The organism is Micromonospora sp. NPDC050495 (assembly GCF_040655175.1).
Classification (GTDB): Bacteria; Actinomycetota; Actinomycetes; order Mycobacteriales; family Micromonosporaceae; genus Micromonospora.
Window position 1 is genome coordinate 432,671 of sequence record NZ_JBFAJK010000002.1, and the last position, 21,742, is coordinate 454,412.

Below are 21,742 nucleotides of genomic sequence, written 5' to 3' on the forward strand. Positions count from 1 at the left end.
GGACTACTCGTTGACCAGGCTGGTGCCACCGGACATCTGGGCCAGCTGGAAGATCACGAACTCGGCGGGCTTGACCGGCGCCACGCCGATCTGGCACACCACCTGGCCGGCGTCGATGCTCTCGGCGGGATTGGTCTCCCGGTCGCACTTGACGAAGAACGCCTCGTCCGGGGTGAGCCCGAACAGCGCCCCCCGCCGCCACTCGTTGACCAGGAACGCGCTGATGGTGCGCCGGATGCGCGCCCAGAGCATGTCGTCGTTGGGCTCGAAGACCACCCACTGGGTGCCGTTCAGGATCGACTCCTCCAGGTAGTTGAAGAGCCGGCGGACGTTCAGGTAGCGCCAGGCCGGGTCGGAGGAGAGGGTGCGCGCGCCCCAGACCAGGATGCCCCGGCCCGGGAAGGCCCGGATGCAGTTGATCCCGAGCGGGTTGAGCAGCTCCTGCTCGGTGCGCGTCAGCTGGGTCTCCAGCGCCACCGCGCCCCGGATCACCTCGTTGGCGGGGGCCTTGTGCACGCCCCGCGTGCCGTCGTTGCGCGCCCAGACCCCGGCCAGGTGCCCCGACGGCGGCATGAACCGGTTGGTGCCGGTCACCGGGTCGAACACCTTGATCCACGGGTAGTAGAGGGTGGCGTACTTCGAGTCGTACCCGGCCTGGTCGGTGCGCCACTCCTTGACCTGCTGCGGCGACAGGCCGGGCGGCGGGTCCAGGACGGCCATCCGGTCACCCATCAGCTCGCAGTGGGCGATCATCGCCGACTGCACCGCCTTCACCGACTCGAGGTCGATCGCGCCGCGCTGGTAGGCACCCATCAGGTCGGGCACCGCGACCATGGTCACCTCGTCGACCGCCTCCAGGCCGCCGAAGCCGGTCCGCTCCGCCGCGTCGCCGACGTACTCGTCGGCGGAGACGTTCTCCGGCGCGCTCACGGTGGGCGGGGCGGCGCTCAGCGCGACCTCGCCGCCGCGCGGCCGGGCGAGCTGCCCGGTCGGTGCCGCCTCCTCGATGGTGATCAGCTTGGACCGTTCCCGGACCACGGCGACCACGTTCTCCTTGCCGCGCTTGGTGGTCACCGACTCGAACGTCTCGACGACCTGCCCGCCCCGCTTGACCACCAGGTTGAACCGGTCGTCGCCGGCACCCTCCGGTGGATCGGCGACCTCGACGGTCAGGTCCTCGGGGGTGCCCTCGGGCAGCGCGCGGGCGACCACCCGGTAGGTGCCCAGGATCGCGGTCGGCTCGGGCGCCGGCGGCAGGGCCTCGTCGCTGGCCCGGTCGCCGCCGACCCGCACGATGTACGCCGCGCCGCCGCCCTGCATGAAGTACCCGTAGACGGCGTGGCCCAGGTAGCAGTCCGGGGCGAACTCGCCGAAGATCTGCGAATACTGGCTCCAGTTGGTCACCAGGGTCGGGGTGTTGAACGGCCCTTGCGCGGCGAAGCCGACGAAGGCGGCGACCGCCGTGCCGACGCCCTCGATCGGGCGGGAGCCGGACTCCACCTCCTCGACGTACACGCCCGGCGCCAGGTAGTTGGGCATCACGCCTCCTCGTCCCTCAGGGTCGAGACGAGCCTCCCGCGTACCCGGGCCCGGTCACACGTCCGGGCGGACGCGTGATCGGGAAGGGTTGCCTGCCCGTAGGGGCAGCGCCGGTGCCGGGGCGGGCACCCGGGTCACTCGGCGTTGGCGGCCACGTCGGCGAGGAAGGCCGACCAGGCCGGCTCCGCCGCCGGCGCGGACGGCGGGTCCAGCTCGCGCAGCCAGCCGGGCAGTTTGTCCGGCAGCCGGTCGGCCAGCTCGCGGCGGCTGCGGCGGCGGACCTCGCCGGCCACCGCGGCCAGCAGCCGGACGAACGCCTCGAGGCTGCTCGCCATGGGGCGGGAGCCGAAGGAGCGGTGCACCTGCCGCACCGCGCCGGTCCGCCCGTCCACGGCCAGCATGGCCTGGCCGGCGTTGCCCAGCAGGTAGAGGTCGTCGACGCCGTCGGGGACCGGCTCCTCGAGGGCCCGGTAGACCTGGCCGACCGTCCGGATCCGTTCCGGCAGGTCGAAGTCGATCTCCAGCACCTCCAGGAACGACTCGGGGATGCCCACCTCGCTGAGCGTCCGTCGGGTGTCCGGGTCGGTGATCCCGGCGGGTACCACGTCCTCCGGGACGGTCACGATCTCGTCGTCGGGGAACCAGCTCTCCAACTCGCGGCGCTTCAACACCTAGCCCTTCCTCACCTTCAGCTTCTCGTCGACCTCGTCGAGCGCCGCCTTGAGCCGGGTGTTGCGGCGTTCCAGGATGGTGCGCTGCTCGGGGGTCCCCCGGCCCCGGACGTCGTCCTCGTCGAGCACGTCGACCTCGATGCCCGCGTCGCGCAGGATCGCGACGCCGGCCTTGCCCGCGTTGTACGTGCCGGACACCTCGGTGACCCGTTCCGACCGGTTGCCGAAGACCGACATCCGCCCCCACAGCCGGCCGAGCCGGTTGGTGCCCTTGAGCTGTCCCTGCTCCACGAAGAGCCGGATCAGCTCGCCGTGGTCGTCCATGTTCGACTTGGGCACCTCCTGGGCGCCCTTGTAGAGCGAGGCGAACTTCATCGCCACCCGCACCGAGGAGGACGATCCGCGCAGCTCCCGGGTGAACCGGGCGATGTAGCTGGCGCAGTTGATGCAGCTGCTCTTGCTGACGTTCATCAGCATGCGGACGTGTTCGAAGAGCGGGATGTCGGTCCGTCGCCGCCGGGCCGCCAGGGCGGCGACGATCTCGTTGCGCCGCCGCTCCCAGCTGCCGTGGAAGTGGTTGGCCACCTGCTCCTCGGCGTGCGCGCCCTGCTGGCTGTCGGTGAGCGCCAGGTCCCGCTGGCTGGCGCCGCTGCTGAGGATCGCGGTGAGTTCGGCGGGGGAGTCGGCGCTGAAGCTGCCGCTGGCCGCGGTGGTGCTGGAGGCGAAGCTCGTCGCGGTCACCTGCTCCACCCGCAGCTCCTCCGGCGGCACCGGGACGTCCACCGACGCCTTCTTCTGCGACCGGGTGGTCGGGTTGACGCTGGCCTCGACGGTGAACTCGTGGTTGCCCAGCGGCACCACCTCGAGCCGCTTGACCCCCCGGCCCTGCCACCGGGCGTAGACCGCGTCGAGGGCGCCCGGGACCTGGCTGACCGGCACCTGGGTGATCGCCCGGTACCCGTCGTCGGCGGCCTGCCGCGCGACGCGTTCCTTCTCCCGCGCGGTGGTCGGCTCACCCCCGGCCGCCCGGCCACCCCGGCGGTCGCGCAGCTTCGCCCAGAGCTTCTTGCCCAGCCCGACGATCTTCCCGACCACCCAGTCCACGGCCTTCATCACCGGCCGGCTGAGCGCCTGGAAGAACTTCTTGACCTTCTCGGCGATCCCGCCGATGCCGAGGATCGCCGCGAGCGCCCCGATCAGCACCGGCACCGAGCGGGCCAGCGCCTTCTCGATCAGCGCCGGCACCCCGCCCGCGCCGCCACCGGCGATCGCGACGATCGCGTCGAGGACGGAGTTGACGAACTCGAGGATCTGCGCGCCCTGGTTGACGATGAACGAGACGAAGTCGATGATCATCTTGACCGCGCGGACGAACGCGGACGCCGGGTTGAGCAGCGAGATGATCCAGGTGATGCCGGCCATCAGGATGGTCGGGATCAGGTACTCGCTGATCTTCGAGAAGAGGTTGGCCTTGAGGTCGCCGACCTTCTCCTGGATCTCCTCCCACAGCCCCCCGAGCCCCTGCGCCTGCACCTTCTGCACCAGCGGCACGGACTGCTCGACGGCGCCCATCGCCGGCTCGGGCACGCCCTTCTGCACGATCCGGCCGCGGATGGTGGCCCAGGTGAGGCCGAGCAGCGAGCCGATCATCATGACGATGCCGCGCAGGTCGAACTTCGCGGGCAGTTCCAGCCCGGCCCCGGCCATCGCCCCGGTGAGCCAACCGACCAGGCCCTTCTTCAGGTGCTCGCCGATGTTGGCCAGGAACCCACGCAGGCCGGCACCGACGGCGCTGACCAGGTTGCCGAGGAACCCGATCGGATCCTTGATGATGGCCATGACCGCCTGGGCGGCCTTGGCCAGCACGCCCAGCAGCATGTCCTTGAGTTGGAGGATCGTCTTGATCACTCCGGCCACGGCGTCGACCGCCTTGGCGACCAGGCCCTTGTTCTTCTCCTTCTCGGCGGCGATCTCCTCGTCGACCGCCGAGAGTGCCTCGTTGTACTTCGTGGCGAGGGTCTGCACCAGCTCGGTGCCCTTGTTGTTCACCGATTCGGTGAGGTCGTCGAACTTGCCGGAGAACTCCCCGGCCGCCTCCTGACCGATCGCCCGCAGGTCGGCCGGGAGCTTCTTCACCTCGGCCTGCAACTGCTCCCGGCCGGCCGCGATGCGCTGCTTGGCCCGGGTCAGCTCCGCCCCGATCAGGTCCGCGACGCCGGAGATCACCTGCTGCATCCGGTCGACGTAGCCCTTGCGGGCGGTGACGAAGATCTGGTTGGCCTCCTCGGGCAGGCCGGCGAACTTGTCCTTCAGCCACCGGCCCTTGCCCAGCAGGCCCGAGTACCGCCTGTCCTTGTACTCGTCCATCCGCCGCTGGTGCTCGGCGGTGAACGCGTCCCGCGCCGCCTTCTCGCCCGTGGTGAACTTCTCGTCGACCTTCTTGTCCAGGCCGGAGAGGATGTCCTCGACGTCCTTCTTGGTGGCGTCGAAGACCTTCTGCAGGGTGGCCGTCACCGCGGCCCGCCGGGCCTCGTCGGCGGACTTCGCCTGTTCCTTGCCCGCCCCGACGGACTGTCCCGCCTTCCCGCGCTGGGTGGCGAGCGCGGTCATCGCGGCCGCGCCGGCCGCGCCGGCCGCCGCCTTCGCCCCGTTCAGGGTCCGCGCCTCGGCGGCGCGTACCTGCCCCGGCGCGGTCGCGGCGTGCTGTTCGACCGCGCTCTTCTCCTTCAGCGCCCCGGTGAACTCCGGCTCGTTCGAGCGGGCCAGCTGCTCCTCCGTGACCTGGGCGTCGGCCATCTGCTGGTCGACCTGCTTCGGCCCGGCCGAGAAGTCCGTCGCCTCCGGCGGCGCCTTGTCCGGTACGGCCTTCGCCGGGTCCGGCGTGCCGGGCGTGCCGGGCGGCTTGTCGGCGGTCAGCGGGGTGACCGGCTTCTCGACCGCCTTCGAGGTGTCCGGGGGCGCCTTGGTGGTGGTCTCGATGGGACCGGCCGACGCCTTCTTGCCGTCGGTGACCTGGCCCTGCACCTGCCCCTTGACCGCCTCGGCCTTCCCCGACCCGCCGAACTTGTCGGCCTCGTCGAGGTTCTTCGGCGCCTGGGCCGCGATGGCCTCGTTGACCGCCCGGACGAAGGCCGCCTTGTCGAACTCGCCCGGCTTCGCGGCGTTCATCTTCTCCGCGTTGGCCGCCTTGCCCTGGGCCTCCTTGTCGTCCTGCGGGGGCTTCGCCGCGCCCTGCGCCTTCGCCGCCTCCGATCGGGCCGGCGGGTGGGCGGCGAGCAGCTTCTGCTTGCCCCGCACGTCGGCCTTCAGCGCCGCGAACTTCGGGTCCGCCGCCGGCCCCGGCCGCTGCACCGGGCCCGCTTCGGTGGCCAGCCGCTGTACGGGGGCCGCCGGCCCGCCGAGGTCCGGTCCGGCGGGGACGGTGACGGGCGCGGAGGCGGGGCCGGCGGTGGTCGGCCCGCTCGCCGCGGCGGTCGGGGCGGCGGAGCGCTGCACGGACCCGGCGGCGGCACGGCCGGCGCCGGAGGCGGGCCGCTTCGCGGCGGGGGTACGCGGGGCGGTGGCCCGCCGTTGGGCGACCAGCGCCGCCACGGCCCGGTTGCCGGCCCCCGCCTGCAACCGCTGCACGGCGGCGCGGCTCAGTGGTCGCTCGGCCGGCTCGCGTACGCCGGTGGCGGCTTCGGCGTCGACGGCCGCGCGTGGCGGGGCGGGCGCCGCGCGGTGCGGGGTGCCGCCCCGCTCCTCGGCCGGTGCCTTCACCTCACACCTCCCGGTCGGGGCGGGTCCACCAGTGGCCCAACGATTCGCCGACGCCCAGGTCGCTGGTCGGCCGCTACTGCTCGGCGGTCTCCTCTTCCTCCCCGCCGGCCTCCTGCCGCTGCACGTACGTCTGGGCCGACTCGTCCTCCTCGGACATCTCCTCGGCGCGCTGCACCGGCGGGTGGTCGGGCCCGTCGTGGTCGACCGCGCGCTGCACGGCCGACGCGGGCGCGGCAGCGGCCGGGGCGGCCGTGGCCGGGCTGGCCGCCGCTGCCGGGGCGGCCGTGGGCGGGGCGGACATCAGCCGGTCGGCGGTGGCGACCGCCTCCCGCTCGAACCGGTCGGACGGGTCGCTGACCTTCACCCCGCCGCCGGTGTCGGTGCCGTCCACCGGGCCGCTGCGCTGCTGGACCACGTGCGTCAGCTCGTGGGCGAGCACGTGCTGCCCGGCCGGGGAGGTCGGGTCGTAGCCGCCGCGCTGGAAGACGATGTTGGAGCCCACCGTGTAGGCCTGCGCGTTGACCGCGCGCGCCGAGTCGTGCGCGGCCTGGTCGGTGTGCACCCGGACGTCGCCGAAGTCCTGCCCGCCGAAGCGGGCCTCCATGTCCGCCCGGATCTCGGGGGCCAGCGGCGTGCCGCCGGAGGTGACCACGTCGTGCACGGGTGAGCGCGGCGCGGTCGGCTCCAGCAGCTCACCGACGGCCTGGTTGCCGACGGCCCGCTGCAGGCCGAGCAGGCCGGGTGCGCCGAGCACGTCGGGGCGGCCGGCCGCGGCGGCCGCGTACATCAGGGACTCGCCGTCCCGCTCGGGGCCGGTCGGCCGGTCACCGGCCGGGCGTACCGCCCCCTCGGAGTCGAACTCACGGTGTCCGCGCATGGTCTACCCCCTCGGGCCGGGCCTGCTTCGACCGTGCACCCCGCTCGCCCGGCCGGCCAGCGCCGACCGACCCGCCGTGTGGGCAACGCCGGTTGCCCGAAAGGGCACCGGGACGGCTCAGCTCACGGCGAGCGGGAGCCACCGGCCGAACTCGCTCTCCAGGGTCAGCCGGCCGAGCTTGCGGTACTCCCGCCCGACCGCGCCGATCAGCTCCGCCATCCCGACCGGCCGCGCGGCCCCGGCGGCCAGGTAACCGGCGGTCACCGCCGCCGACCGGATGTGCCCGCCGGCCAGCTCGAACGCGCCGGCCAGGAAGTCCAGGTCCAGGTCGGGGGCGCGCGGCGCCCGCTCGCCCAGGCAGCGGTCCCAGAGCGCCCGCCGGGCCGCCTCGTCGGGCACCGGGAAGTCCACCACCACGTCCAGCCGCCGGGTGAACGCCTCGTCGAGGTTGGCCCGCAGGTTGGTGGCGAGCACCGCCAACCCGTCGAAGGTCTCCATCCGCTGCAACAGGTACGCGCTCTCGATGTTGGCGTACCGGTCGTGCGCGTCGCGCACCTCGGAGCGCTTGCCGAAGATCGCGTCGGCCTCGTCGAAGAGCAGCACGCCGTTCACCCCGGCCGCCTCGGCGAAGATCCGCTCCAGGTTCTTCTCGGTCTCCCCGACGTACTTGTCCACCACGGTGGCCAGGTTCACCGTGTACAGGTCCAGCCCCAGGCTGGCGGCCACCACCTCGGCCGACATGGTCTTGCCGGTGCCGGAATCCCCGGCGAACAGCGCGGTCACCCCGTGCCCGCGCCCGCCGCCGGGGCGCATCCGCCACTCGCGCAGCACCCGGTCCCGGTGCCGGGCCCGCCCCGCCAGCTCACGCAGCAGCGACAGCGTCGGGGCCGGCAGCACCAGGTCCGCCCAACCGACCTCCGGGACGATCCGCCGGGCCAGCCGTTCCAGACCGGCCGCGTTCTGGGTACGCGCCCCGGCGCGCAGGTGCGCCTCGCCGACCGGTTCGCCAGCCGCCGTGGCGAGCTGCACCGCCACCGTGGCGGCCCGCCGGATCGCCGGCGCTCCCAGCACGAACTGCGCGGTGGCCCCGGCCGGGTCCAGCCCGTCGGCCAGCCCGCCGGGGAGGGCGGCCCGCCACACCGCGGCCCGCTCGTCGGCGGTCAACGGCGCCACCTCCACCTGCAACGGGGCCAGCGCCGTCCAGGCCGGGTCCCACGGCTGCGCCCCGTACGCCAGCACCGGCGCGCCGGCCGCGGTCAGCCGGGACCAGACCGCCCACGGCTCGTCGCCCTGCACCGGCCCCACCACCAGACCCGCCCCGGTGAGCACGGCCTCCCGGACCAGGGCGGTGGCCAGCTCCGCCGGCTGCGGGTCGGCGGCCAACCGGGGCAGGTCCACCACGATCGCCCGATGCCCGGCACCGTCGAGGGCGGCCACCGCCAGCGCGGTCGCGCTGCCGCCCGGCCGCTCCCGCAGGTACGCCAGGCGGGCCCCGGCCCGGTCCAGCGCCCGGCCGAGCGGCGCCGCGCCGGGCGGGAGCGGCCCGGCCGGGGTGGCCGGCTCGGCCAGGCCGACCAGCAGAGGCTCGGGGGCGTCCGCGCCGAGCAGCCAGCCGCCCACCCGGTCCGGCACCCACAGCCCGCGGCTGAGCACCGGCCGGTCGGGGGAGTCCACCCGCAGCAGCGCCAGGTCGACCAGCGGCGCGCCGGCGGCGAGCCGGAGCCGGGCCGGCGCGGTCGACTCGGGCAGCCCGCACAGCCGCAGCGCCAGCCCGACCGAGGGGCGGCGGCGGGTCACGTCGTCGTTGAGGTAGCCGTAGAACTGCTCGAACCGGCTGTCCACGTCGGGCGCGAGCGCCACCAGCAGCAGCGCCTCGTCCAGCGGGGTGAGCCCGGCCGCGGCGGCCAGCGCGGCGAGCCGGTCGTCCCCCGGCGGCACCGTCCGGTCGCCGGCCGGCCACGGGTCGAACGGGTCGCGGGCCGCGGCCAGCGCCGCGTCCACCGCCTCGTCGGAGAGGTAGAGCCCACGGAACGGGTCGTCCGGCTGCGGATCGCTCTCCCGGCGGCGGGCCACCGCGGCGCGTACCGCCCGCTCCAGATGCTGGAGCCGGCGCAGCAGCGCCGCCGCGTGGCCGGCCACGGTCAGCCGCCGGCGCGGGCCGGGCGGTGCCGCACCCGGTCGCCGGTGCCGTCGATGGTCCGGTCCGCGACGTCGGCCACCACGCCCTCGCGGGCCGGCGGCCCGACCGGCAGCTCCCGGCCGCTGTCCACGGGCGTGCTGACCACCAGGTCCAGCGAGGGTTTCAGCTCGCCGCCCAGCGCCGTCCAGACGTCGGCGAAGGCGCGGTCCTCCGGCGGCGGCAACGCGACCGTCATCGGCACCGGCATCCCGGTGGTGGCCACCGAGCCGGTCAGCACGGTCGGCGGTACGGCGTCGAAGCGCAGGAAGCACAGCAGCAGCGCGGAGAGCAGCCGGTGCTCGTCCTCCGGTCGCTGCGTCCAGGCGGTGACCAGGTAGGAGAGTTTGATGTACCGGGGCGGGGCGATCCGCCGGACCACCTGGCCGCGCTCGTCGTACTCGTTGATCAGGCCGCGCGAGCGGCGGCGCAGGTCCTCGCGGATGTCGTAGAGGTAGAGGTTGACGGTGGGCGCGTTGCGCCGGGCCGCCCACTCCTTCGTCGGCGCCTCCAGCACGATGTCCACGCTGGAACTCGGCAGCGCCTCCTCGCGGACCAGCCGGCGCAGCGCGTCGTCGATCTCGTGGATCACCGGTCACCCCCGGCCGCTGAAGACCGGCGGGCCGAGGTCGCGCGGCACCACCAGGAATGGTTCGGGCGCGCGTACCGGGGCGAAGGGCCGGCCCGCGACCCGGCCGGCGGTCAGGTCCCGTGGGCCGAGGGTGTCCTTGCGCAACACCAGCACCGGGGTACGGAAGCTGCCGTCCGCGCCGACGGTCACCGTGTCCGGGGTGGTGGTGATGCCTGGCGTCCAGCTCAGCCGCACCCGTGCGCCGGGCGGGAAGTCGGCGCCGATCGCGGTGGTGACGAAGCCGGGCGGGCCGATCGCCGGGTCGAGCCGGACCCGGGGCGCCAGCACCCGGACCGGCGCCTGCGCGATCCGGCTGGCCGGCACCTGCCGGACGGTGGCGGTGAGCCGCCCGGTGACCGTGGCGGTGACCGCCGCCCGGGCCGGCAGCAGCACGGTGACCACCTGCTGGGCGCCGGGACCGAGCGTGCCGAGCCGGCAGAGCCGGAGGCCGGCGTCGCACCGCGGGTCGGCGGTGGTCAGGGGCAGCAGCGGGGCCGGCGGGGCGACGTCCAGCCAGACGTTGTCGGCCGGCAGCCGGGTGGCGTTGCGCACCGTGAAGGTGACCGGCAGCGGGTCGCCGCCGAGGTAGCCGGGCAGGCCGCCGACGGAGACGGCGAGGCTCAGGTCGGGCACCGGCAGCCGCTGGAAGGCCGGTTGGCTGCCCACCGCGCGGATCACCGGGGTGGCCGGGCCGCCGCGCCCGGGCAGCACCACGATGTCGGTCGGCTCGGCGGCCCGCAGACCGGGCGACTCGGGGCGGCTCAGCGCCACGGCGATCCGTCGCCCGTCCGGTGACCACGCCGGGTCCGCCACCGTACGGCCGGCCCGGTCCGCGGCGGCGAGCGGATGCCGCGCGTCGGCGCCCTCCGGCGTCACCACGCACAGGTCGAAGCCGCTGTCGGCGAAGGCGAGCGCGGCGCCGTCGGGTGACCAGGCCGGCGCCCGGTCCGCCGAGCGGCTCGGGCAGGCCGGACCCACCCGCGCGCTGAGGTCCCGCTGGTCGGTGACGGTCAGCGTGCCGCCGGGACCGGCGTCGAGGCCGGCCAGCCAGATCCGGCTGCCCTGGGTCGCCGGATCGGCGACCACGACCAGCGCCGTGTCGGACCCGGTCCGGCCGGCGCCGTCGGTCGCCGTGCAGGTCACCACGGTCTGCCCGACCGGGAACAGGGATCCGGAGGCCGGCACGCAGCGCACCGGCAACGGCCGGCCGGTGGCGTCCACGGCCGAGGCTTGGTAGCTCACCCGGGCGCCGTCCGGCCCGGCCGGCGCCACCCGTACGTCGTCGACGCGGACCAGGGGCAGGCCGGGCGGGACCACCCGCACCAGCAGCTCCTGCACCGCGTCCGCGCCGGCCTCCGGCGGGTCGAGGTCGAAGCGCACGGTGCAGCGCAGCACGGTGCCGGGGACCGCGCCCGGTGCGAGCGTGACGGTCTCCCGGAAGACCGCCGGCTGCCCGGCGGGGACCCGCGCGGGATCCGGGTCGAACCCGACGGAGAGCCCGTCCGCGCAGGTGGCGGCCGGCCGGACGGTGACCGTGAGCTCCCGGATGGCGCGCTGCACCGCGTCGATCATCCCGCCCGGGTCGCTGTCGTCGGTGAGCCGGCCGCCGGTGGCCGCGGTGATCCGCCCGGCCGCCCCGTCGTAGTTCAGGCCGCGCTCGAAGTCGGCCCCGACGATCGGTACGCCGATCAGCGCGATGCCGGCGGCCTGCAACTCCCGGGTCAGGTCGGCCTCGGCGATGCTGCCCTCCTCGGGCGGCGGCACGGTCTTGTCCACGCTGTCGGTGTCGCTGATCAGGACCACCACCCGGCTGCTGTCCGGGCGGAAGCCGATCCGGTCGTTGCGGGCCAGCTGCCGCAGCGCGTAGAACCAGTTCTCCACGCCGTACGGGCTCTGCGCGGTGAGGCCGTCGACGGCCCGGCGCACGGCCGCGTCGTCGGCGGTCACCGGCTGGCGGGGGAAGTACATCAGCGGGTCGTGGCCGCCCTCGCCGTCGACCCCGCTGAACGTGGCGAGCCCGAACCGGGCCTCCGGCTGGCTGCTCCGGACGTTCTCGATCACCTCGGGCAGCCGGGCCCGGAGCTGCTGGATGACGCTCGAGCCACCCTCGCCGGGCTGGGCCATCGAGGCGGTGTCGTCGACCAGGAAGACGATGTCCGGCCGGGGCGGGATCTCCGGGGTACGCACCGACTGGGTCACCGTGAAGGTGCTCCCCGGCAGCGCCGGCCGGTCCACGACCGGGGTCTCCAGGTCGCTGTCGCGCGTCGTGGCGTACCGGGCGAAGGCCAGCTGCCGGCCGTCCGGCGACCAGGCCGGCTCGGCGTCGCTGCCGCGCAGATAGGCCGGCATCGGCACCTCGGCGAGCAGCCGCGCGTCGGCGACCGCGACGACCAGGATCCGGGACGGCTCGTCGCCGTCGGCCGGTTGGCGGCTGAAGGCGATCGCGTCGCCCGCCGGGGACCAGGTCGGATCGGTGTCGCGGTCGCCGTCGGCGGTGCCCGGCGGGGCGAGCACCTGCGGGTCGGCGCCGGTGGCGTCGGCCACCACGACGCGGGCGCCGCCGTCGGCCCGGTCGGCGCTGTAGGCCAGCCGGGTGCCGTCCGGGCTGAACGCCGGCCCGGTCTCGTTCCGCCCGGGCCGCGCGGTGTGGTCCCGGCGGTCGCCGCCGGTGGCGTCGGCGCTCCACACGTCGGTGCTGTCGGCCTCGTCGGTGCCGGTCCAGAGCAGGTCGGCGCCGCGCCAGGCCGGGTCGTGCTGCGGCAGCGGTCCGGTGGCGACCGGGGTGACCCGACCGTCCCGGAGCAGGTACACGTCGCCGGCCGGGTCGTCGCGGGTGGTGGTGAAGGCGAGCCGGGCGCCGTCGGCCGACCAGGCCGGTTCGGCGGCGTCGCCGGGGCCGGGCACCGCGCGGGTCACCGGCCCGCCGGTGGGTGCCACGGTGGCCACGGTACGGACGTCGGGGGTGCCGGCCGGGGCGAACCGGGTGGTGGTGAGGGCGATCCGCCGGCCGTCCGGTGACCAGGCGGGCTGCCCGTCCGCGGCCGGCCCGTCGGTGATCCGGACCGGGGCGCCGCCGGCGGCCGGGACCACCCAGATGTCGCCGGCGAGGTCGGCGCGGGTGCTGGCGAACGCGATCCGGCCGCCGTCGGGGGACCAGGTCGGCCAGCTGTCCTCGGCCGGGTGGTCGGTGAGCCGGCGCAGCCCGGTGCCGTCGACACCGATCACCCAGATGTCGGCGTTGCCGGCCCGGTCGCTGGTGAAGGCGACCCGTCGACCGTCGGGGGAGAGCGCCGGCTGCCCGACCGTGCCCGCCCCGCCGACCAGCCGAGCCGGTGCCGCGCCCGGCCGGCGCAGGTAGAGCGCACCGTTCCGGTCGGCGCTCCCGTCGACCGCCCGCCGGCCCACCCAGACCAGCCGGCCGGCCCGGGCGTCGGCGTCCTGCTCGGCGTCGCCCCGCTCGGCGCCGGTGAGCAGCGGCTGGGCCGGGCCGGTGCCGCCGCCGGCGACCAGCAGGGTCGGGCGTTCGGGGCTGGTGTAGCCCAGGCGGTATCCGGCGTCGGCGGCCGGCGGCGGGGCCGGCGCGGGCGGCCCCGGCGGCTCCGGTGCCGCGGCCACGGCCGGCCCGGCCAGCAGGCCGAGCACCACGACTACCCAGCGGCGGCTGCCCCAGCGCACGACACCTCCCGTGGTCACACCTGTCGCCACCACCGTGGCGGGCGGGCGGCGGTGAGGTGGTGCCGGTCGGTGCCGGCCTGGGGGCAGCGCGGGCTGCCCGAACGGGCAGCCAGGCTCAGATCAGGCCGTTGCGCAGCGCGTACGCCACCGCGTGGCAGCGGTTGCGCAGGTGCAGCCGGTTCGTCACGTCGTGCAGGATGTTCTTGATGGTCCGTTGCGAGTAGGACAGCCGGCTGGCGATCTCGGCGGTGTCGAACCCGTCGGCGACCAGCCGCAACACCTCCACCTCCCGCTCGGCCAGCCCGGAGAAGGTCAACCCGCGCGGCCCCAGCACCTCCCGCTGCAACGCCCCGACCTGCTGCAACAACCGGCCGAGCAGGTCCGGCGGCACGGCGCCCTCGCCGGCCGCGGCGGACCGGATCACCGCGACCAGCCGGTCCGCGCTCGCCTCCGACCGGCGCACGATCCCGGCCACCCCGTGCTCCACCGCGGCGACCAGGCCGGCGTCGTCGGCCTGCGTCACCACCAGCACCAGGGCCGACCGGGACCGGCTGCGCAGCGCGCGCAGGGTGCGCAGGGTCGGCTCGTCGATGTTGTCGCTGACGATCACCGCGACGGCCGCCTGGTCCGCTTCGGACTCGTCGAGCAGCAGCACCTCCGGGCGGGGCCGGAGCTGGCTGACCACGCCGGCCCGGGAGATCACATCGGTGGAGTAGAGGTGGATCGGTAGACGGCGCATCGGCTCCCCCAGCAGCGCTCGGTCGGACGGATGTCGCGCTGAGTATCGCCGCCGGCACCAATCGTGCAGTCAACGTGGGCTCAACGGCCCTCCCGGGTTGCCCGAAGGTCTTCCTCTACGCCTGATTGAACCGGGCCGAACGCTCCTAGAGTCGCGGCCATGACCACGGACGCCAACCTGGACGCCGACCTCGTCGAGGTCAGCCCGGGCAGTGCGGCGAGCTGCCGGCTCGACATCCGCAACGCCGGGCCGATCGTGGAGTCGTACGTGATCGAGGTGCTCGGCGAGCCGGCCGGCTGGACCACGGTCGAGCCGTCGACCGTCGCGGTCTACCCCGGCGCCACCGAGTCGGTCGCCGTCCGGTTCCACCCGCCCCGCGCGCCGCAGGTGGTGGCGGGCGAGCGTCCGTTCGCCGTGCGGGTGAGCCCGACCGAGACCCCGGACGCGCAGGTCGTCCCGGAGGGCGTCGTGCGGGTCCTGCCCTTCGCCGAGCTGGCACCGGAGATCCTGCCCCGCACCTCCCGGGGCCGGCGCGGCGGCCGGCACGAGCTCTCCGTGGCCAACCTGGGCAACGTGCCGCTCGGGCTGGCGCTCACCGGCAGCGACCCGGACAACCGGCTCGCCGTCGCGATCCGCCCGGCGCAGCTCACCGTGGCCCCCGGCGAGGCCGCCTTCGTGCAGGTGCGCGCCCGCACCCGCCGGCTGCTCTGGCGCGGCCACCCGGTCACCCTCCCGTTCCAGGTCGGGGTCGCCTCCGACGAGACGCCGCCGGCCACGCTGGACGCCGCGACCGTGCAGGAGCCGGTCCTGCCCCGGGGCCTGCCCCGGGTGCTGGCGGCGTTGCTGGTGCTGGCCCTGCTCGGCGCGGGCCTCTGGTACGCGCTGTTGCGCCCGACCGTGAAGTCGCTGGCCGAGGAGGCCGCCCAGGAGCAGGTCGCCCCGGTGGCGCAGCAGGCCAGCGCCGCCGACAACCGCGCCCAGCAGGCGGACAGCAAGGCTCAGCAGGCGGTCGACGCGGTGGCCCCCGGGGCGCGCCCGTCGCTGCCCGCGCCGAGCAACCCGGCCCGGCCGCCCTCGCCGAGCCCCAGCGCCCGCGCCGGCGTGCCGGCCATCCCGGACGGCGGCGAGTCGTTCAGCCGGCGACTCGCGGTCACGACGGGCGCCGGCAGCTCCCGCACCGACCGCTACACGGTGGCGTCCCGGCGGGTGTTCGTGCTGACCGACATCTTCCTGCAGAACCCGCAGGGCGACGAGGGACGCCTCGATCTCGTGGTGGACGGCACGACCGTGCTGACCGTGGCCCTGAACAACTTCCGCGACCTGGACTACCACATGGTCTCGCCGATCGAGGTGCCCGCGGGCCGGGTGATCAGCCTGCGGGCGACCTGCCGGCGCGCCGGCACGGCCCTGGACGGCGCCGGGGGCGGCGGCGGCCAGTGCCGAGACTTCGCCCTGCTCAACGGCTACACCCGCAGCGCCGCCCCGGCGACCTGACCGGGCGCCACGGCAGCCGCGCGGTGCGCTCCCCGTCCGGTGCGACCCGAACGTCACGACGGCGGATCCCGCGTACCCCGGCCGGGGGTTTCCAGGCCCCGGTAACTACCGTCGGGGCGTGGACACCGATGTGATCGTGGTCGGGGCGGGCCTCGCGGGCCTGGTCGCCGCCGCCGAGGCCGCCGACGCCGGCCGCCGGGTGCTGCTGCTGGACCAGGAGCCCGAGCAGAACCTCGGCGGCCAGGCGTGGTGGTCGTTCGGCGGGCTCTTCCTGGTCGACTCGCCCGAGCAGCGGCGGATGGGCATCCGGGACTCGGTCGAGCTGGCCTGGCAGGACTGGACCGGCAGCGCCGCGTTCGACCGCCCGGAGGACCACTGGCCGCGCCGGTGGGCCGAGGCGTACGTGCACTTCGCGGCCGGGGAGAAGCGGTCCTGGCTGCGCGCGCAGGGCCTCCGCGTCTTCCCCGTGGTCAGCTGGGCCGAGCGGGGCGGCGGGGCGGCGCACGGGCACGGCAACTCGGTGCCCCGGTTCCACGTGACCTGGGGGACCGGGCCGGGTGTGGTCGAGCCGTTCGCCCGCCGGGTCCGCGCCGCCGTCGAGCAGGGCCGCATCCGGCTGCTCTTCCGGCACCGGGTCGACGAGCTGGTCACCAGCGGCGGCGTGGTCAGCGGCGTACGGGGCGCGGTGCTCGCGCCCGACGACGCGCCCCGGGGCCGGCCCACCTCGCGCACCGTGGTGGGCGACTTCGGGTACGCCGCCCAGGCGGTGATCATCACCTCGGGCGGGATCGGCGGCGACCACGACCTGGTCCGGCGGGCCTGGCCGGCCCGGCTGGGCACCCCGCCGGAGCGGATGGTCACCGGGGTGCCGGCGTACGTCGACGGCCGGATGCTGGCCATCACCGAGGCCGCCGGCGGCCGGGTCATCAATCCCGACCGGATGTGGCACTACACCGAAGGGCTGCGCAACTGGGACCCGGTCTGGCCGGGCCACGGCATCCGGATCCTCCCCGGCCCGTCCTCGCTGTGGCTCGACGCGACCGGCCAGCGGCTGCCGGCGCCACTCTTCCCCGGCTTCGACACCCTCGCCACGCTGCGCCACCTGCGGGCCACCGGGCACGACTACAGCTGGTTCCTGCTCACCCAGAAGATCCTGGAGAAGGAGTTCGCGCTCTCGGGCTCCGAGCAGAACCCCGACCTGACCGACCGCAGCGTCCGGCAGGTGCTGCAGCGGGTCCGCCCCGGCGCGCCGGGGCCGGTGGAGGCGTTCAAGCGGCACGGCGCCGACTTCGTGGTCGCCGACCGCCTGCCGGAGCTGGTCGACGGGATGAACAAGCTGGCCGCCGCGACGGGCGGCCCGCAGCTCGACGCCGCCGCGCTGCGCCGGCTCGTGGAGGCCCGGGACCGGGAACTCGCCAACCCGTTCGGCAAGGACGCGCAGCTGCAGGCCATCCGCGGCGCCCGGCGCTACCGGGGAGACCGGCTGATCCGGGTGGCCACCCCGCACCGGCTGCTCGACCCGGCGGCCGGCCCGCTGATCGCCGTCCAACTGCACGTGCTCACCCGCAAGACCCTCGGCGGGCTGCACACCGACCTGTCCGGCCGGGTGCTGGGCGCGGACGGCGAACCGCTCGGCGGGGTGTACGCCGCCGGCGAGGTCGCCGGGTTCGGCGGCGGCGGGATGCACGGGTACAACGCGCTGGAGGGCACCTTCCTCGGTGGGTGCCTCTTCTCCGGGCGTACCGCCGGGCGGGCCGCCGCGGCCGAGGTCGCCTGAGCCCGCCGCGGACCGGCCCTCCGGGCAGGACCGACCGACCGTGACCGACGAACCATGACCGACCGACCACGACCGGCGGACCGCCCGACCGGCCGGCGGCTCCGGTCAGGAGGGACCCGAGGGGGCCGGGTCGAGCTGGTCAGGAGGGACCCGAGGAGGCCGCGCTGAGCCGGTCAGGACGGGCCTGAGGAGGCCGCGCCGAGCCGGTACGGCAGGTCGGCCCGGCGGCGGACCCGCAGCTTGCGGTAGACCCGGGTGAGGTGCTGTTCGACGGTGCTGATGGTGACGGAGAGCTGGTCGGCGATCTCCCGGTTGGTGAGGCCCTGGGCGGCGAGGGTGGCGACCCGGCGTTCCGCCTCGCTGAGCGCGGCGACCTGCTCGGCGTCGACCCGCAGCGCGGCGCTGCCGCCGTCGTCGTGGGTCCGCCGCCCGGAGCCGGGGAAGCCGCCCTGCTCGGCGACCTGACGCGCCCGGCGGGTGGACATCCGGCCCTGGATGGTGTTGCCGACGGCCTGGTGCGCCGCCGCCTCGTCGTTGAGCGCCCGCACCAGGGCGAGCCGGTCCCCGGCCGCCTCCAGGATGTCCACCGCCTCGCGTAGCAGCGGCAGCCGCTCGGGCAGCGGGCTGACGGCCGCCGCGACCAGCAGGGTGAGCCCGCGGCTGCGGCTGCGCCGGTCGCCGACCATCCGCATCTGCTCCTCGGCGAGCCGGGCGGCCTCCGCGGCCCGGCCCAACGCCAGGTAGACCCGGGCCGCCTCGGTGCGCCAGGGGACCAGCGCGGGCAGGTCGACCTCCCAGGCACGCATCAGCTCGCCGCAGGTGTGGAAGTCGACCAGCGCGGCCTCCGGGCGTTGGGTGGCGGCGTAGTAGCGGCCCCGGGCGTGCAGGAAGTGCAGGCCGAACGGGGTCTGGAAGGTCGCCGGTGGAACCGGCTGGTTGACCAGTTGAGCGGCCTCGTCCAGGCGCCCGGTGGAGACCAGGGTCAACACCCGGGTGGCGACCGGACCGCCGATCGCCACCCCCCAACCGTCCCGGCCGACCAGCGTCAGCGCCCGCTCGGACTCGGCGGCGGCGACCCGCAGGTCGCCCTCCCGGCGGGCCGCCTCGCCGTGCAGCGCCGCCAGGATCGCCTGCCAGGTCGGCGGGAGCGCCGCGCCCCGTCCGGCGACCAGCCGGGCGGCCCACCGTGCCGCCCGGTCGGCCCGGTCGTCGCAGATCAGCGCGATGAGCGCCGCGGTCAGGTCCACCGGGTTGAGCTGGTCGTGCCGGCGTTCCAGCAGCTGTTCGAGTTGCCGGTGCCGGCCGCTCACCCCGTCGACGGCGGCGAAGAGCAACTCGGCCGCCCCGCCGTCCGGAGTGGCCTGCGGCGGCGATCCGCAGGCATCGCCGAGCAGCCGCCGCAGCCGCCGCCCGACCGCCGGGTACGCGTACGCGAGCAGGTTGCGGGCGCGCGACAGCAGGCGGGTGGTGCGCGGGTCGTCGCCGGTGAACCGGGCGTGCCGCAGCACCTCCATGGCCTCGTCCACCCGACCGTGCCAGAGCAGCTGTTGGGCGGTGGTCACCCCAGCCTTCGCCTCGAACCCGACGTCCGGGGCCACCGCGACCAGCGCGGCCAGGTGCCGGGCGGCCAGTGACGGGTCGAGCTGCCACTCGACGCTGCTCAGCATCACCTTGAGCGTGGTCCGGTCGGTCGCCTCGGTGGCGCCGGTGTGGGCCAGCTCCAGCAGGTCGACCGCGCGGTGCAGCTCGCCGTCCGTCACCGCCTGCCGGGCGGCCCGCCGGAGCACCGGCACCGCCCAGCTCTCCGGCGGTGTGCCGGCGGCGACGAGCTGCCGGGCCACCTCGGCCGGGTCGGCGCCCTCCCGGTGCAGCAGCTCGGCGGCCCGCCGGTGCTGCTCCGGGCCCTCCTCGGCGATGAGGTGACGCAGCACCGCCTCGCGGGCGGCCGGGTGGCGGAAGCGGCCCTCGCGCAGCAGCCCGGACGCGGTGAGCAGGTCCAGCGCGGAGCGTGCCGCCGCGGCGTCGACGTCCGCGAGCCAGCCCAGGGTGGTCGGCCGGCTCGCGTCACCCAGCACGGCGAGCGCTCGCGCCACCCGCAGCGTGGCCGGCGTGCCCCGGTAGAGGCAGTCGAGCAGGGCCTCGGTGAAGGCGTCCCCGATGACGACCGAGCCGGGCCGGCCGTCCCGGCTGTTGCGGGTGTCCTCCACGAGCGCCTTGACCAGCAGGGGATTGCCTCCGCTCACCGCGTGGTGCGCGGTGGCCAGGGCCGCGTCGAGCAGCCCGTCGGTGTGCTGGGCCAACAGCATGGCGACCCCGTCGGCGGAGAGCAGTTCCAGCGGCAACAGCAGCCGGCGGGGCGCGTCGATCAGCGCCGCGTATGCGGCGTCGGTGCCGGGCGAGGCGGCGAGGAAGAGCAGGATCGGCTTGTCGGTGATCCGCCGGCCCAGCTCGACCAGGCAGTGCACGGAGGCGAGGTCGGCCTGGTCGACGTCGTCGACGGCGATCACCAGCGGGTTGGCGCGCGCGGCGCGCAGCACCTCGGCGCAGACCCGGTCGACCAGCGACGGGTCGGCCCGGTCCGGCGACCCGGCGACGGTGCCGAGGGCGATGGTGCCGAGAGCGATGGTGCCGAGAGCGATGGTGCCGAGGGCGATGGTGCCGTCGAGGAAGCGGGCGGCGGAGGCGAGCGCCGGCTCCTCGGCGCCACCGGCGAGCAGTTGCCGGATGACGCCGTAGGGCAGCCTGGCCTCGCGCCGTGACCCGGTGGCGAGCAGCAGGGTGGCGCCGGCGTCCCGGGACTCGGCGGCCAACGCGGACAGCAGCGCCGTCTTGCCGGTGGCGGCCGCGCCTACCGCCACCACCTGCCGGCCGTGGCCGGACAGCGTGTCCCGCAGCGCCGTCCGCAGCCGCGACAGCACCGCATCCCGTTCCACCAGCCCCACGGCAGCCCCCCAGGTTGCGCTCAGGCGGGGGGAACGGTTCCGCCGACACGGGTGCTCCGCCGCCGAGAGGCGGCCCCCGGAGGCGTTATTCACCTCCCCACTGCGGCGCAATTCCGGACGTTATGAAGCGGTCCGCAGGTCGGTGAATGCAACCGAACTGCGGGCGGCAAAACAATTCCTCCCCAGGACGATCATTCTGCCACCGTGCCAGTGGGTGGGCAACCGACGTCGGATTGTTGTCGATGCACGGAATGCGGTCGACAAATGAACGAGGTGACCTTTCCGTCGACAGCGGACACGTCGCATTTCTCGGTCTTGGGTGTGGTGCCCGGTCGGGATCGGTCCCGCTCGCCGGGTGCGGCGTGCGCGACACCGCGCCGGGTCGGGATCAGTCCCGCTCGCCGGGTGCGGCGTGCGCGACACCGCGCCGGGCGGTGGCCGCGGCCAGGGACCGGCGCAGCGCCCCCAGCAGCACCGGGGCCGACTCCCGCATGAAGAAGTGCCCGCCGGGGACCGGCTGCAGCTCGAACCCGCCCGTCGTGTGCCCGGCCCACGGCGCGGCCTCGGCGGGCGTCATCAACGGATCCCGGTCGCCGACGAACGCCGCGATCGGCGTGGGCAGTGGCGCGTCCGGGACGTGCCGGTAGCTGTGGCACACCCGCAGGTCGTCGCGGAGCAGGTCGATCGCGGCGTCGCGCCATTCCGGGTAGTCGAGCAGCATTTCCGACATGCCGCCGATGCGGACCAGCAGCGCGGCGAGATCGTCGGCCGCCATCCGGGGCACCTCGGTCAGCAGTCCCGGGCGTTCCGGGGCCGGATAGGCGCCGACCGCGAGCAGCGTCGGCAGCGCGGCCCCCCGGTCGCGCAGCCGGCGGACCACGGCGTACGCCAGCAGCGCGCCCATGCTGTGCCCGTAGAAGGCGAACGGCGGGCGGAAGTGGTCCCCGAGTTCCCGCACCAGGTCGTCGGCCAGCCCGGCCATGTCGGTGGCCCGGGGCTCGGACAGTCGGCCCTCGCGGCCCGGCAACTGCACGGGCAGCACCTCCGCCCGCGGCCCGAGCCCGCGCTGCCAGGTGCCGAACGCGGCCGCCGAGCCGCCGGCGTGGTGGAAGCAGAACAGCCGCAGCCCGTCGGTGGCGGCCGGGGCGCGCAGCAGGTACGGGGTCAGCATGCTCGCTCCGTTCCGCCCCGGGGGCGCGGACGCGTCCCGCCCGAGGCCCACGACGAATCGAGGTCGGTCACCGGACCGCCTCCTTCCCTGTCGATCGGGGTCGACCCGGCGATGGTGGCCCGGCCCGCCAAAGCCGCCCCAAACGGGGCCGCCCGGCTCCAGTCTGGACGGTCGGCGCGAGTACCGCGCTGGGTGTCCGGTCGGCTACTTTCCGGTAGTCAGTGCTGGTTGACGAGCCCACAAATTCGCCATAGGCTGACCGCATGGCGGCAATTCGTACGTTCGGCCCTT

The 21,742-nt window shown here is 75.5% G+C and carries 12 protein-coding genes; 2 read left to right on the forward strand and 10 right to left on the reverse strand.

The genetic code is table 11. The annotated features are described in order from the left end of the window. Positions 1–3 precede the first annotated feature (3 nt). From AB0I11_RS05050 to AB0I11_RS05085, 8 genes are all read right to left on the reverse strand, one after another. A complete protein-coding gene (locus AB0I11_RS05050; protein ID WP_357313298.1) occupies positions 4–1,539 on the reverse strand; it encodes a phage tail sheath subtilisin-like domain-containing protein in 1,536 nt (511 codons plus the stop codon). 134 nt (positions 1,540–1,673) lie between these two features. Next, entirely contained in the window at positions 1,674–2,210 is a 537-nt protein-coding gene (locus AB0I11_RS05055; RefSeq protein WP_357313301.1) for an SUKH-4 family immunity protein, read from the reverse strand. Next, positions 2,211–5,969, reverse strand: a complete 3,759-nt coding sequence (locus AB0I11_RS05060; RefSeq protein WP_357313304.1) for a hypothetical protein — start codon at positions 5,967–5,969, stop codon at positions 2,211–2,213. A gap of 73 nt (positions 5,970–6,042) precedes the next feature. Beyond that, positions 6,043–6,846 (reverse strand): DUF4157 domain-containing protein, encoded by an 804-nt coding sequence (locus AB0I11_RS05065; RefSeq protein WP_357313307.1) that lies wholly within the window; start codon positions 6,844–6,846, stop codon positions 6,043–6,045. Positions 6,847–6,963: 117 nt separating this feature from the next. Next, positions 6,964–8,985 (reverse strand): AAA family ATPase, encoded by a 2,022-nt coding sequence (locus tag AB0I11_RS05070; protein WP_357313311.1) that lies wholly within the window; start codon positions 8,983–8,985, stop codon positions 6,964–6,966. A 2-nt stretch (positions 8,986–8,987) separates the two neighbouring features. Continuing rightward, positions 8,988–9,614 carry a DUF4255 domain-containing protein gene (locus tag AB0I11_RS05075; RefSeq protein ID WP_357313315.1) on the reverse strand — a complete coding sequence of 209 codons (627 nt, stop codon included), beginning with the start codon at positions 9,612–9,614 and terminating at the stop codon, positions 8,988–8,990. Positions 9,615–9,617: 3 nt separating this feature from the next. Next, the gene (locus tag AB0I11_RS05080; protein WP_357313318.1) at positions 9,618–13,328 is read right to left on the reverse strand and encodes a VWA domain-containing protein; all 3,711 of its coding nucleotides are present in this window, start codon (positions 13,326–13,328) and stop codon (positions 9,618–9,620) included. Between the two features lie 115 nt (positions 13,329–13,443). Continuing rightward, on the reverse strand, positions 13,444–14,067 hold the full coding sequence (locus AB0I11_RS05085; RefSeq protein WP_357313324.1) for a response regulator transcription factor: 624 nt from the start codon (positions 14,065–14,067) through the stop codon (positions 13,444–13,446). A 159-nt stretch (positions 14,068–14,226) separates the two neighbouring features. Between AB0I11_RS05085 and AB0I11_RS05090 the strand changes: the two genes are divergently transcribed. Together AB0I11_RS05090 and AB0I11_RS05095 are read left to right on the forward strand one after the other, a co-directional pair. After that, the gene (locus AB0I11_RS05090; RefSeq protein ID WP_357313327.1) at positions 14,227–15,561 is read left to right on the forward strand and encodes a hypothetical protein; all 1,335 of its coding nucleotides are present in this window, start codon (positions 14,227–14,229) and stop codon (positions 15,559–15,561) included. 118 nt (positions 15,562–15,679) lie between these two features. Next, on the forward strand, positions 15,680–17,338 hold the full coding sequence (locus AB0I11_RS05095; protein WP_357313330.1) for an FAD-binding dehydrogenase: 1,659 nt from the start codon (positions 15,680–15,682) through the stop codon (positions 17,336–17,338). Positions 17,339–17,511: 173 nt separating this feature from the next. Here the strand turns inward: AB0I11_RS05095 and AB0I11_RS05100 are convergent, their stop codons facing one another. Both AB0I11_RS05100 and AB0I11_RS05105 read right to left on the reverse strand, forming a co-directional pair. Continuing rightward, a complete protein-coding gene (locus tag AB0I11_RS05100) occupies positions 17,512–20,271 on the reverse strand; it encodes an AAA family ATPase (protein WP_357313333.1) in 2,760 nt (919 codons plus the stop codon). Positions 20,272–20,668: 397 nt separating this feature from the next. Further along, positions 20,669–21,451, reverse strand: coding sequence for an alpha/beta fold hydrolase (locus AB0I11_RS05105; protein ID WP_357313336.1), 783 nt, complete (start codon positions 21,449–21,451; stop codon positions 20,669–20,671). Between the last annotated feature and the right edge of the window lie 291 nt (positions 21,452–21,742).

Excerpts from the sequence above, each read along its gene's own strand:
- AB0I11_RS05050 (WP_357313298.1), bottom strand. The coding sequence starts at position 1,539 with ATGCCCAACTACCTGGCGCCGGGCGTGTACGTCGAGGAGGTGGAGTCC.
- AB0I11_RS05065 (WP_357313307.1), bottom strand. The coding sequence starts at position 6,846 with ATGCGCGGACACCGTGAGTTCGACTCCGAGGGGGCGGTACGCCCGGCC.
- AB0I11_RS05085 (WP_357313324.1), bottom strand. The coding sequence starts at position 14,067 with ATGCGCCGTCTACCGATCCACCTCTACTCCACCGATGTGATCTCCCGG.
- AB0I11_RS05090 (WP_357313327.1), top strand. The coding sequence starts at position 14,227 with ATGACCACGGACGCCAACCTGGACGCCGACCTCGTCGAGGTCAGCCCG.
- AB0I11_RS05105 (WP_357313336.1), bottom strand. The coding sequence starts at position 21,451 with ATGCTGACCCCGTACCTGCTGCGCGCCCCGGCCGCCACCGACGGGCTG.